Source organism: Shewanella sp. M16, assembly GCF_018224605.1.
Lineage (GTDB): Bacteria > Pseudomonadota > Gammaproteobacteria > Enterobacterales > Shewanellaceae > Shewanella > Shewanella oncorhynchi.
The window spans coordinates 12,647-26,210 of sequence record NZ_JAGTUL010000015.1 but is presented as its reverse complement, the minus strand read 5'-3'; the positions used below and the strand labels follow the sequence as shown (position 1 = coordinate 26,210).

Genomic DNA, 13,564 nt, shown 5'->3' with positions numbered 1-13,564 from the left:
ATGCAAGATTAACCCAAATACCCATAGGCAGAATTTGAGTACGACACTTCCTCTGATATTAGCTGGCCCCATGCTGCGCCACTGCGATGCCTCACACTTTACCCTGTGGTTTGTAAGTCGTGAGCCATTAACTGAACTTAAGCTGCGTCTTGGTGAGCAAGAGTACCTGTTGCAGGATGCCGATTTACACTATGTGCCACTCGGGCAACATGCCCATCAATATCTAATAATACTGTCGCGCCCAGAGTTGCTCGCGCCCAATATCGTCACACCTTACCAAGTGTCTGCCGCTCAGCATGGTGATATTTTTGCCACGATAAGCCAGCTGAACTATGGCGATGCGTCGACGCCAAGTGTACGTTTCACGCCTGAATTAACCCAAGTCTTCCACGGTTCCTGCCGCAATCCGCATCACCACAGTGACGATGCACTGGTCGCCGCAGATACCCATTTAGCCAAGATAATCAACAGGGGTGCGGAGGATGATCGCCCTGCACTTATCATAATGAGTGGTGATCAGGTCTATATTGATGATGTTGCGGGACCTATGTTAAGCGCCATAGGGCAAGTCATCGATTTGCTTGGTCTTAAACATGAGCAATTTGAAGGCGCGAGCATCACCACTAGCGAAGACATTCATTATCAGCCCGCATATTTGTATCAACGGCATAAAAACCTGTTGCCTCATACCCAATATCCGGCCAAAACCGCGCTGTGGCGTTGGTATCGCAATCACCCCATTTTTACCTCCTCCATCGCCGTAAATCATTTGGTCAGCCTAAATGAAATCATCGCCCTGTATTTACTCACTTGGTCACCTGAGCTGTGGGAATTAGTGAATATCTCGAAGGATGTCGACGGCTTATCACCCGCCAATACCGCCCGCTGGCAAAATGAGTGGCAACACTTGCTCGGCTTTAAAGCTGGGCTGGGGCAAGTCAGGCGCTTTATGGCGCACATTCCCGTTTATATGATGTTTGATGACCACGACGTCACCGATGATTGGAACCTGACGGCTAAATGGGAACAAGCGGCCTACGAACACGCATTTTCAAAACGCATTATTGGTAATGCCTTAATCGGCTACACCTTATTCCAAGGACTTGGCAACGCGCCTGATAAATTTGCCGCCGATATCCGCCCGCTGCTCGATGCGTTTTTTGCGCGACAAGAAAGCGAAAGTCAGGATCTGCTCATCGATGAATTACTTAAATTTGAGCAGTGGCATTACACCTTAGAGTCCTCGCCCAAACTGGTCGTGCTCGACACGCGTACCCGCCGCTGGCGCAGTGAATCTAATCTCGCAAAACCTTCCGGCTTGATGGATTGGGAGGCGTTAATGGATTTGCAGCAAGAGTTACTCGGCCAGTCGAAGGTCATTATCGTCTCACCTGCGCCCATGTTTGGGGTCAAGTTGATTGAAGCTGTGCAGCGTACAGCCACTCTGATCGGCGGTTCCCTGTTAGTAGACGCCGAAAACTGGATGGCCCACCCGGGCGCCGCCAATGCACTGCTGAGTATTTTTATGCACCGTAAAACCCCAGAGGAGTTTGTGATCCTCTCCGGCGATGTGCATTACTCCTTTAGTTACGACATCAGTATTCGTTTTAGACGCAGTAGCCCTAACATCTACCAAATCACCTGCAGCGGTATTAAAAATCACTTCCCCGAGAAGCTGTTACCGATTTTCGATAAACTCAATGGCTGGTTTTATGGCCACTTTTCACCACTTAACTTGCTGACAAAACGTAAACGTATGTTGCTCCGTGGCAGGCGACCAAATGGTGAGCCGAGTAAACGTCTAGTGAATAAAAGCGGAATAGGTATGTTGGAATTAGCTGATGATGGTGCACCAACAAAAATTGCGGTTTTACATGGCGATATGAGCGAAACCCTGTTCGAACCACCCAAACAGGAATAACAGATTAAACGGGTTTATTATGTTTAACCGTTTCAGGCTGAGTGGCACCAGAGCCAGAATCCATCAAGGGCGTATTTTTGGATAACGCTTCATCGGTTTTAGCAGGTTTTGGCTGAGCCTGATTGAAAATCAGTGCTTCTGGCTGCGACTTATTCGACGGTTTTTCATGCGCCATTTGATCCCAAATGATCTTAGGGCTTTGATCCCGCTCGGCATCGGCTTCTGCTGTCGATGTGCCAGACGAACTTGGTTTCTTCGGTTCAATCACCGCACTCGCCTTACGGATCTCGGCGGCAATGTCATTCAGATAAGGCTGCTTAGTCCAGTCACCAAAATACATGGCCCCCACTAATACTGCAGCGCAAAGCAAGATAGAGAAGATCGCAGATTTGGTCATAATGGACTTCCTTTAAACAATCGTAATATGGCTCCCTATGGCAGAGACTCAGATACTGCAGATTGTATTCATACCATCACAGGGCCAAGCACACAATTGCACCCGATTATTTCCTTTAAACAGACTGGAAATAATGCTTTCCGCTGACTAAAACTCAAAACCTTGACATTGCATGTCGTGGTGCATCCCGCTCACAGGGTCAATAAAACGTAAACGCTGTGCCATCAACTTAAGAGGCGTCGCAAAGTTATCCGGTCCTTTGGGTAATAAGTTTGGATAAAATCTGTCGTTTAACAATGGCATACCTAAGCTTTGCATATGCACACGAAGTTGGTGAGTTTTACCGGTAATCGGGCTCAAATGAAATAAACCGACATCGCCTTTTACCGCCACTAAACTGATTTCGGAATGGGTATTCGCCTCACCTTCCACGATTTTCATGGTAAAGCTCGGGTCGCTCGGCTGCATGCGGTTTGTTACCGTCCAATGCAGGGGCAAAGTTAAGCTTCCCTGTTGATATTGTTCAATAATATTAGGTGTCAGCTTGGCAATCGCTTGATAGTCTTTACGAATCGCATCGTCGATAAAGAGTTGATGATAGAGCGCGCGGGTTTCAGGCGCGACCGTCATCAGGATCACTCCAGCGGTTTCACGATCAAGCCTATGAGCGGGCGCGATAGTATCAATGCCAGTACGCAATCTTAGTCTATGCACCAGACATTCGTTCACATAATTGCCACTTGGGGTCACAGGTAAAAAGTGCGGCTTGTAGGCCAAAATAACGTTGTCATCTTGGAATAGGATCTGTTCTTCGAAGGGGATTTTCGCTTCCACCGGCACTTCACGGTAGTAATACACCCGTGCCGCAGGGCGATATTCAGTGTCCAAGGCGATCAAACTGCCATCCCGCCAATGCACTTTTCCATCGAGGATCCGCTGACGCCATACATCTTCACCTATACGGGCAAAATGTTGTGCAAGAAAGGCAAACACTGTGGGTTTATCTGTGACATTCACAGGAAGCACTATGTAAGAAGGTTGGGCGGCGCGGGCAGATGCAGTCATATCACAAAAAAAGCGGCTATAGAAAGCCGCTATTCTAGCCTTTTTGTGGTTTTTCAGTCCACATGGGACTTGATGAGTTGCAGCACGAAGTCCAAGGTTTTGTGGCAATCAGGCTGATTCACTAACACTAATTTATCTTTGTTATACATAGGCAAAACCTCGAGCCAGCGTTGGCTCACCCAAGCGGCGTCTTCCAAATGCACTTGAGAATAGAGCTCAAACAGATCGGGATTCACTTCATAAAATTGCTCTAATGCGGCGCTTATCAACTCAAATTCACCTTTAATCGGCTCTTCTTGCCAGTTACGGCAAGGTAAAGTACGCGCCATCCACAGCTTATCTTTGGCCTGCGCCGCTGAGAGGATGCTGACGCGTTGACGCCCTTCGAGCACTATGCTGAGTGAATCATCTTCTAGCTGATTAAAATCGATAATGTCACATTGGGTGGCTGTGGGATAACAGGGCGGACTACCACTGGGTCTAATGGTGGCAAAGGCGAGCACATACTTGCCCTTGAATACATCGGCCACCATGCGCAGATGACCTGGGTCAACCACGCGAACCTCCACCCGTCCCTGTGGCAGTAACAAGGCATCGCGCATGAGTAACGCCATTTCTCGTGTTTGCATAGCAACCTCCTGCCCCAAATAGAAGGAAACGAACTCAATGCATTCGTATTTCCTATTATTGTAGAGTGTAGCAGGTGAAAGAATTTCCTTCCTGAAGCAGCTGAGCGCACAAAGAAATTTGCGACCCCACTATTTTGAATCAGGGCATTTCAACCACGTCATGTCAAATCCAGTTTTCGAGACCAAATCACTTCAACCTAAAAGTGTTCTAGCCGATCCAGCACATTTCCCCTCGCAACAACCGAGGCAAACTCCTCTGCAAGACGTTCACTCAAAGCCACAGACGTGCGCCAATATTGCATCCGCTGCGCAGTGTCCAGTTGTTTAAAATCTTCACGGTCGGGGATTTTGCCAAAGGGCAATGAAGCGACAAATTCGGCCGATGGCGCCAACACTAGCGCATTGTGATAATTAGCGCGACCTTGGCGCCACTTCAAGGATTTATCGAACCATCCAGGGCTGATAGTCGGATAAAAATGCGGATACAGCGTCAGCCCCTTGGCACAGGATAAAGGCAAATCAAAGTGATAGTCGGTAATGCCGCCATCGTAATACTGCCCATCGGCAACGCCTTCAATTTGGGACACAGGGGCCAGCAACAAAGGAATCGACCCCGTTGCTAACATCACAGCATCGACATTAGCCTCAGTTAATTCAACCTGCTGACTGGGTAAATCGTTGAGTTGCAAAAAGGGAGATGCTGCAGCTTGTTGGCTAAAGACCACACGCTCAAAATGCCAACCTAAACTCCGACGGCTCACTAAGTTGGTCGCCGCCGTCATCGCCAGCCCCGCCGCAAGCGGAAGCTTTGCCGTTAAACGATTTAAATGTTTAGCACGGCACACGATGAAATGACTGTGAATATGAGCGTTATTAACGATTTCCCTGCCACCATTTTCCCCTAAAATGCCCTGCACTACGCCTTTAACTTGCGCACTGACTTCCTGCGGTGTTGGCATGCTGTCGTAACGCTGACCAATATAAAAATCCTCTAAGCGACCATAGGCTATGAGGGGATCTTGCTGCGCCAAACACGCTAAACGCCAAGCCCCAGAGGAAGCGCCTAATGTATATAAAGGCGTTTGCCTGTCTTTGAAAAATTCAGCAAACAGATACTTATCTAACCCAGCGATACCAAGCCATTTAGGTCCACCAGAGGCGGCAAGTAGCTGGGTAAAATGCTCAGATTTAAGACCTTGTTCTGCCAAGGTGTTAAATGCCGTTGCTCCCGCGAGAAATCGTAACGCTGACAAATCTGTGTTCCTTCAAATCAATGCCATTAAAGCAAAATAACGCATTAAACCACGATGGCGCACGTCAATAAACAATTCATATCATCGACTTAACTCAGTCGCAATGTGCATGCGACAACGTGTATTGTGCCGTACAAAGCCTCAAAAGCACGCAGGTCGATAATGAGGTTTTCATCAATATATTCAACTGCATTTTAAATATTATTTAGAACACTAGGCTCTGAGTTAGCATATTTACGTCTTAATGTAACAATTGTTACAGTGATAACCTTCTCGGCATCAGATTGTTATTTTATCTGCACACCTAAGTTCGAGTATTGGGTCACAAACATCATTGAGAGGTTTTTATGCGTCTAGCCGTTATCGCATTGGCAGTGTCATCCACATTGGTTATTCCAGCAGTCCAAGCCGCAGAGCAACAAACCGGCTTCGAAAAAATCGAGATCATAGGCTCACGCATAGCACTACGCACGGCAACTGACAGTGTTGCGCCGGTCGATATCATTACTGCCGAACAACTCGAATCAACAGGTATGACCGAAACCGCTAAAGCGCTGCAATTTGCGGCGCCAAGCTATAGCTTTCCATTCTCCTCGGTGACTGACGGTTCAGATGCGGTGCGCCCCGCGAGCTTACGCGGCCTGTCGCCAGACCACACCTTAGTACTCGTAAATGGCAAGCGTCGCCATGGTTCTGCTCTAGTACATTTAAGCGGCACTATGGGAAAAGGCTCCTCTAACGTCGATTTAAATGCGATTCCAATGACAGCGATAAAACGCATTGAAATTCTCCGAGATGGAGCCTCGGCACAATACGGTTCAGATGCGATTGCTGGCGTAATTAACGTGGTACTCAAGGACAGCGATCAAGGGGGAAGCGTCTCGGCGCAAGCCGGACAAACCTACATAGGTGATGGCGAGCAATGGCGTGTGGGTGTAAACCACGGCATAAGTTTAAGTAACGATGGCTTTGTGAATGTCGCCCTAGAAGCGCATCACAAAGACAGCACAAACCGCGCAGGATTAGATCCACGGCAGCAATACCCTAAGTTCGCAGATGGCTCAGCAGATCCACGCGAAGCGACATTTAACCGTAAGAGCCACCACGTTGGTGATGCCGAATATGATAATGTCGGTTTGTTTATCAATGCGGTTCAGCCTATATCTACCGACGGAAAACTGTATGCCTTTGGTGGTATTAGCCAACGTGAAACTAAATCGGGTGCTTTTTACCGTTTAGCTCTCGATGCCCGTAACTTACCCGAAGTGTATCCCGACGGTTTTTTACCGCAAATTAACCCCAAAATTATCGATTCATCTCTTACCCTAGGCTATGAATTCAACCTGAGTGACTGGGACATTGATGCCTCAGTAGGATATGGTAAAAATTCATTTAACTATAATATCGTCAATACCTTAAATGCTTCCTTAGGTCCTGAAACTCCTACCGAGTTCGACGCAGGAACGCTATCGACCCGTGAAGCCAATATCAATTTGGATATTTCCCGTTATTTTGCCTTTATAAACGATTCTGAAATTCTGTTTGCAACCGGTGTTTCATGGCGCCAAAACGGCTATGAAATTGAAGCCGGAGAAGAAGATTCGTATATTAATGGTGGCTATAATGGCAAAGCGGCGGGTAGCCAAGGTTTCACCGGTTTTACCCCTGAGTCTGAGGTTGATGAAACGCGCGATAACACAGGCATTTATGCCGAACTTGAAAACCAATTAACCAACGAGTTTTACTGGGCGGCAGCGCTACGCTACGAAAACTACTCTGACTTTGGCGGCAACACGAGCTGGAAACTCGCGGGTCGTTACGATTTTACCGACAACTTAGCCCTGCGTGGCACTATCAATACAGGCTTTAGAGCGCCGAGCGTACAACAACTGTACTTCAGCAATATCTCGACGTTGTTTAATCCCGATCCAGTGACGGGGCAACTGGTTCCTATTGAATCAGGCACCTTCAACACCTTATCACCAGTGACAAAGGCGCTTGGAATTAACGAACTAGAACCTGAAATATCTCAATCATTTAGTCTCGGTCTTGTTTATACCAATAACGCTGGTCTAGCGGTAACGCTCGACACTTACCAAATAGAGATTGATGACCGCATCATTTTATCTGGCGCTCTAAGACCCGCTGATAGCCCCGCGGTTGCGACCGCACTAGCAGGTACCAATGCTGATTCAGCACGCTTCTTCGTCAATGCCGTCGATAGCCGAACTCGCGGGATCGATCTTGTTGTTAGCCAAGACTTTGATATTGGCACTTGGGGCGATTTACGGGCGAACTTAGCCTATGCCTATAATAAAACCGAGATCCAAGACATCAATCTACCGTCTATTTTAGGCGGATTAGACAAGAAACTCTTTGATAGTATAGAAAGAACCCGCATGACGTCTGCTACGCCGCATAACACGGGCAGTATTGGGCTGACCCATGAACTCGGGGATTTTAAAACCAATATCCGCTTAAACTACTTTGGTGACTATAGTGAAGGTTATTCAACGGGCGATGTAAACTATAGCGATCAATGGGTGATGGATCTGTCGGTAAGATACGCCGCCACCAATGCGCTAAGCTTTACCGCTGGGGTGCAAAACTTGTTTGATGTGTATCCAGAAAAACGACCAGATAACAATAACTTCAATGGTATCTTCGTATACCCATTAACCAATACCCCCTTTGGCTTTAATGGTGGCTACTACTTTTTAGAAGCCAAATACACTTACTAAACTCGTTTTAGCTAAGTTTAATAATACTTGATGTAGAAACAGGTCATTCAGTGGCCTGTTTTTTATGCCGACATGTTTAGACCTACTTCCAATCGACAAAGCTTATGTCCTAACTGTGGTGATCGGATTATAATCTTTACCATTCGCCCATTTCACTTCCACCATGTCGAGTAGCCGATGATCGTCGATACCTTAAAAAACCGCCATATTTATCAATCCTTAAGCCCTCGGCTTGCGACTGCATTAGAACATCTAGCGACGACCGACTTTAGTCAGCTACCCGTAGGCAATTATCCCCTCAATGGCGACAATATTTTTGTGATAGTGAATGACTATCAAACCAAGCATAAGTCGACAGAACCCTTTGAAGTTCATCAAAAATATATCGATGTGCAATATGTTTTCAGCGGTGAAGAAGAGTTTGGTTACTTGCCACTAGCGGAGCAAACACCCTCTAAACCCTATTTTGAAAAACACGATTACGCCGAGTTTGATTACGAGGCAAACCAAGCCAATGCCTCTTTTATCAAACTCAAAGCAGGCATGTTTGCGTTATTTTTCCCCGGTGACATGCATATGCCCGGCACAAGCGATATCGCCACGGCGGTGCGTAAAGTCGTGATAAAAGTGAAGATCTAAACCTTAAGCCATCTTTGCCGAACCTGAGCGTTCGATTTTTAGAGAAATAGCAACTGAAGAGCGCAGTGATATGCGCTTTGGCTATTTCCGATTAAAGCCAAATATTGCTAAAATTGTCACAAATTTAAAGGAGAGTCCCTGAAATGCCCATTTACGTTGTCGGTCACAAGATCCCCGATTCAGATTCAATCTGCGGTGCTATCGCGTTAGCCTATTTAAAAAACCAAATCGGTGAAGAAGCCATTGCCGCACGTTTAGGTGAATTGTCACCCGAAACCGCTTTTATTCTGGAACGTTTCGGCTTCGAAGCACCGGAATACAAAACCAGCTACGCTGGCGAGCAAGTGTATATCGTTGACCATTCAGAACTGACTCAAGCACCGGATGATATCGCCCAAGCGACTATCGTAGGGATTGTCGATCACCACAAGCTAGGCGATCTCACCACAGATACACCGCTAGAATGCTGGATCCGCCCAGTGGGTTGCAGCAACACAGTGATCAAGATGATGTTCGACTTTTACCAAGTCGCTATCCCTAAAAATATCGCTGGCATCATGATGTGCGCCATTCTGAGCGATACCGTGATTTTCAAATCACCGACTTGCACCACTGCAGACATTCGCTGCGTTGAAGCATTAGCTGAGATCGCCGGCGTTGAAGATTTCAAAGAACTGGGCATGGAAATGTTCAAAGTGAAATCCGCCGTCCAAGGCACGCCAGCACGTGACTTAGTAATGCGCGACTTTAAAGACTTCAACATGAACGGTAACTTGGTCGGTATCGGCCAGTTAGAAGTGATCGACCTGTCAGTATTTGACGATATCAAGGCCGAGCTAGAAGCCGATATCAAAGCGCTCAAAGTGGAAGGTAACCGCCACAGCGTTTTATTGCTGCTGACTGACATCATGAAAGAAGGTTCAGAGTTGTTGATTGTGTCTGACGATGCGGAGCTGACCCAACGTGCCTACGGTAAAGATACCGTTGATGGCAAAGTGTGGTTAGACGGCGTATTAAGCCGTAAGAAACAAGTAGTACCACAGCTACAAGCAGCATTCGCCTAGACATCATATCGTCGCCGAATCGCAACAGTAATAGCGTATTAAGGCCGAACTCAGTTCGGTCTTTTATATTTTTAAGGCAAAATTGATATCACCTGTGCCTTAGCCTTGCTAATCACTGCAAACGAAAACGGGCATGAAACTTTGCTCATAAATCTATCCAGCCAGAGAAGTTGGCGAGTATGATGGGCCAATCGTCACACTGATTTGATCACTTTCATCTATGCCAGAAGCGCTACAACATATCATCACCGAACTCACGCCTTGGCTGCAGCAATATGGTTATGTTCTGCTATTTGTCGCGATTGCTGTCGAGGGTTTTGGCATTCCGGCGCCAGGACAATCCTTATTAATTGTCGCCAGTTTATTAGCCGCTACAGGGCAAATGTCACTGCCATTGGTATTAATCGTCGCTGCTTGCGGAGCACTCTGCGGTAACTGTTTAGGATATTTTATCGGCTGGCGCTTTGGCGACGTATTACTCAAAAAAGGGTGGATAAAACCGCAATTGGAAGACAAAATCCATGGCGTTATTGGTCAATATGGCATTGCCGCTTTAGTGTTGAGTCGTTTTGTTGAGGGATTAAAACAGTTTATGTTTATCGGCTGCGGTCTCGCTAAAATGCCATTAAAACAATTTGTGATTGGTAATGCTCTCGCCACCAGCATTTGGGTGGCACTCTTTGGATTAGGCCCAGTGTTAATCCGCGATGAAATCGCTCCCATGCTGGCGTTTTACCACCAGCATAAATACCCCACATGGGCTATGGTCAGCCTAATACTCGCTGCGCTAATCACTTTTACTTGGCGCAGGTGGCAAACCAAAAATCCGCAGTAACAGCTTTGGAGTCTATTCTTCCGATTCCTTTTGGATCATCTCTATCACCTTATGAGCCTTAACAAAATGATCTAATTGATGAGTGTGAATCCACCAAGTCGCCGCTTCCATAAGCAACTCTGGATCATCATTTTTGTTCGCAAAGAAAGCGTAAAATGAGAGGCCGACATTATCACCTTGAGTCTCAATTTTTTTATGACAAACAGTGATGATTTTTGCTCTTAACTCAGCTCTCATATTGACTCATAAAGTTTATTCACCAGCTTATTATCTATTTTCAATGAGATACAACACTAGATGTATCGCCTATCACTTACTCCGTACAGCTACAGATCACTTTATGCCTTCAGTTTCAACCTTAGGTTGAGGTTCTGCGCCGTCATTTGGCTTAGCCTCAGGCTTTGATTCCGGCGCTTTAATTGGCGCGGGTGACGCCTCAGTCGCAGCAGGCTTATCTTGTTCCTGTGATACGTTTGGCTCCTGCAATGGTGCATTAACCTTAGGTGTCGGTGAGCTTTGCTCTTCAGGTAAAGGCTCAACAATAATCACTGGCTCTTGTGGCACAGGCGTTTCACCTTCGGTAGATGTTGCAGCTTCTGACTCTGGCGCTAAGGTGCCGAGATCTTGGTTCGCAGGGCTTTCCACCGCATGTTTAGGTAATTGATTTCGATATAAATCAATCATACGCATCACCTCAGACAAGGCTTTACCATGCTCTGGAGTGAGAATGCCATTGTGACCAGAGACGATTTCGTCAGACACGGCCAGTACCCATACGGCTTGCATATTGGCATCAGGGCAGGTTTGCACGGTACGACGAGCCTGCAGGCGAGCACGAATTTTCCAGCCTGATTGAGGCAGCGTCATCATACAGCCAGGGATTTGATCGTGCGCCATCAAGGCCGAAGGCATCTTCATTGGTGTAGTGCAATTGCCACCAGAGCATTTGTCAATATCGTGAGTAATAGCCCAAGAGTTCCCTACAGCGCGCTCGCCGTCCTTGATGTAATTGAAGGCTTCTTTCACTGCAAAATCCCCCTTCGATTGCAACACCACCATACTCGGTTTTTGTCTATCTAAGCTCACCAACGTATCTAATGGCTGATACTCTTTAGCAGGTACGGCAGGATTTAACAGTAAGAATAAATTAGGATTATCCTGCTGATTATCAATGGCGGCTTTGATGCGATCTTTACTCGCATGCAAAACAACAGCACCGCCAAGACTATGGCCAATCACAGTGTACCGCAGCAGTTTATGCTGTGTTACTAAGCTATCAAGCTTATCCAGCAGCTGTGATAGACCTAACTGCCCGATACGTTTAGCAACCCGTTTACGCTGTAAAATAGTGGGAAAATCTAAGGGTTCAATCCAACTTTTTGCATCATCTGAGCCATCGATCCAAAAAGGATCGTATTTATCGCCCCGCCAGCCAATATACAAACCCAACAAGTTGCGCTGGGTATCGGACGCGGCCATTTGCTGATAAAACTGCTCAAAGGCAATAAAGTTTTCATCCTTAGGCTCAGCGCTATGATGCCAGCCATGGACAAAAATCAATAATTCAGGGATCTGTGCAGGCTCTGGGTGTAAAATTCGCGTCTCTAAACCTTGCCATTGCCTTTCGTCGTGGGGCTGACCTTTATCATTAAACTCAATCACATGAAAATTTTGCTTAGCGATATCAGGGCCGGGGATGTGGTAAGCCTGATCTGGAATAAAAGGAAGTAGGACACAAAGTAATAACAACATTAAAAACAGTAACTTGTACTGAGTAAACTTTTTCAGGCTCATTTATAACAACATAATTAACGGCCAGGCTAGGCCAAAATAGACGTGCTGAAAGGGACTAACAGCAAAATTGACGAAATTATACGCTAACGCCATTAACCCAGCTAGTGCCTAAGTTGCTTTTCATCTGAACAGCAATGCTGTTTAACGCCAAGTATCGGGAAGCGTGACTTGGCTCCATAACTCTTGGCACAGCGGCTGACTATTGTGCCAGTCGCCGCCGTTAATCCATTTAACCAGCGTATCCCCCACCTTTGGATATGCGATTGGATTAGGCGATGCCGTTTTAAGCCAGCGCTTAACTATGTTCACATCGAGACTCATCATGCTATCTGCAGCCGCTAAAAGTTGTAACGCCGCCACATTCGATAACTGCTCAAACTGGCCAATCAGTGGTTTGACTAAGAGTTTTTTACCTAAGGTTAATGCTTCGCTGGCAAGCTCAAAGCCCGCATTGCCTATCACACCGCCGCAGCTGGCAAGATGTTGCTTAAACCCCTCACGATTAAAACCGTGCCATTTAATATGTTCAGCAACTTGGCCTTTAGGTTGTTGGCTGTGATATACCAAAAACTGATAATCACTAAAATGAGATAGAAAATGAGCAATCATATCCGCATCTTCAAAAGGCAAATAAACTAAAATCTGATGCGTGTGTTCGAATGGGCTGGCATCCACTTCGACAAAAGGCGGCAAAATAGGGAAGCCAAAATGATGCCAATGACACCCCAGCGCCACATCCACTGGTGCAAAATAATTGAGCAGCATCTCATTAAACCAAGTGCTACCGAGTTTTGGCACCGGATGAGTTAACGCCGCCTGATGACTAATACCAATGGATGGCACGCCTTGGCGCCGCGCAGCCCAAGCCGACACAGGTTCAAAGTCGTTGAGTACTAAATCGTAGCAACTGAGATCTAAGGCTTTAATATCTTTAAATAACGACAAGGACAAATTTTGCCGGACAGTTTGTGGCACATTCACGCGCCCGGAGTGCGTCGCAAACGTCATTCCCGCTTGAACGCGATAATCACCAAAGCACTCCATATCGAAAAACTGATCAGGCTTGCGCCCCGAAAATAGAAAGTCCACTTCAATATCTTGTTTCATCAATGCTTTAGCCATGACGCGTGCACGACTTAAGTGGCCATTCCCTGTGCCTTGAACTCCGTAGAGTATTCGCATTACGTATCCTTAAACTGATGAGTGAAGGAGAATTCCCACTAATG

Annotated in this window: 12 protein-coding genes; 5 read left to right on the top strand and 7 right to left on the bottom strand. The window is 46.6% G+C overall.

Annotated features, from left to right (window positions below; genetic code table 11):
* The first annotated feature begins 70 nt into the window (after positions 1-70).
* Positions 71-1,921 (top strand): alkaline phosphatase D family protein, encoded by a 1,851-nt coding sequence (locus tag KFE26_RS11655; protein WP_212600531.1) that lies wholly within the window; start codon positions 71-73, stop codon positions 1,919-1,921.
* 4 nt (positions 1,922-1,925) lie between these two features.
* Here KFE26_RS11655 and KFE26_RS11650 read toward each other — a convergent pair whose 3' ends face one another.
* From KFE26_RS11650 to KFE26_RS11635, 4 genes are all read right to left on the bottom strand, one after another.
* Entirely contained in the window at positions 1,926-2,318 is a 393-nt protein-coding gene (locus KFE26_RS11650; protein WP_212600493.1) for a hypothetical protein, read from the bottom strand.
* 147 nt (positions 2,319-2,465) lie between these two features.
* Positions 2,466-3,383 (bottom strand): pseudouridine synthase, encoded by a 918-nt coding sequence (locus KFE26_RS11645; RefSeq protein WP_212600492.1) that lies wholly within the window; start codon positions 3,381-3,383, stop codon positions 2,466-2,468.
* 53 nt (positions 3,384-3,436) lie between these two features.
* Positions 3,437-4,012, bottom strand: coding sequence for an LON peptidase substrate-binding domain-containing protein (locus tag KFE26_RS11640; protein WP_105251225.1), 576 nt, complete (start codon positions 4,010-4,012; stop codon positions 3,437-3,439).
* 197 nt (positions 4,013-4,209) lie between these two features.
* Complete coding sequence (locus tag KFE26_RS11635) at positions 4,210-5,265, bottom strand: alpha/beta hydrolase (protein ID WP_212600491.1); 1,056 nt, start codon at positions 5,263-5,265, stop codon at positions 4,210-4,212.
* A 347-nt stretch (positions 5,266-5,612) separates the two neighbouring features.
* Here KFE26_RS11635 and KFE26_RS11630 point away from each other — a divergent pair, with 347 nt between their 5' ends.
* From KFE26_RS11630 to KFE26_RS11615, 4 genes are all read left to right on the top strand, one after another.
* On the top strand, positions 5,613-8,006 hold the full coding sequence (locus KFE26_RS11630; protein WP_212600490.1) for a TonB-dependent siderophore receptor: 2,394 nt from the start codon (positions 5,613-5,615) through the stop codon (positions 8,004-8,006).
* A 177-nt stretch (positions 8,007-8,183) separates the two neighbouring features.
* On the top strand, positions 8,184-8,645 hold the full coding sequence (locus KFE26_RS11625) for a YhcH/YjgK/YiaL family protein (RefSeq protein ID WP_212600489.1): 462 nt from the start codon (positions 8,184-8,186) through the stop codon (positions 8,643-8,645).
* Positions 8,646-8,788: 143 nt separating this feature from the next.
* The gene (locus KFE26_RS11620; protein WP_212600488.1) at positions 8,789-9,709 is read left to right on the top strand and encodes a manganese-dependent inorganic pyrophosphatase; all 921 of its coding nucleotides are present in this window, start codon (positions 8,789-8,791) and stop codon (positions 9,707-9,709) included.
* Positions 9,710-9,929: 220 nt separating this feature from the next.
* The gene (locus KFE26_RS11615; protein ID WP_212600487.1) at positions 9,930-10,544 is read left to right on the top strand and encodes a DedA family protein; all 615 of its coding nucleotides are present in this window, start codon (positions 9,930-9,932) and stop codon (positions 10,542-10,544) included.
* Positions 10,545-10,556: 12 nt separating this feature from the next.
* On the opposite strand, the gene KFE26_RS11610 is transcribed toward KFE26_RS11615, so the two are convergent.
* The 3 genes from KFE26_RS11610 to KFE26_RS11600 all read right to left on the bottom strand — a co-directional run bounded on the left by KFE26_RS11610 (position 10,557) and on the right by KFE26_RS11600 (position 13,520).
* A complete protein-coding gene (locus tag KFE26_RS11610; protein ID WP_212600486.1) occupies positions 10,557-10,781 on the bottom strand; it encodes a DUF6500 family protein in 225 nt (74 codons plus the stop codon).
* A 96-nt stretch (positions 10,782-10,877) separates the two neighbouring features.
* Entirely contained in the window at positions 10,878-12,338 is a 1,461-nt protein-coding gene (locus KFE26_RS11605; RefSeq protein WP_212600485.1) for a thioesterase, read from the bottom strand.
* Between the two features lie 141 nt (positions 12,339-12,479).
* A complete protein-coding gene (locus tag KFE26_RS11600; RefSeq protein WP_105251217.1) occupies positions 12,480-13,520 on the bottom strand; it encodes an MJ1255/VC2487 family glycosyltransferase in 1,041 nt (346 codons plus the stop codon).
* Positions 13,521-13,564 lie beyond the last annotated feature (44 nt).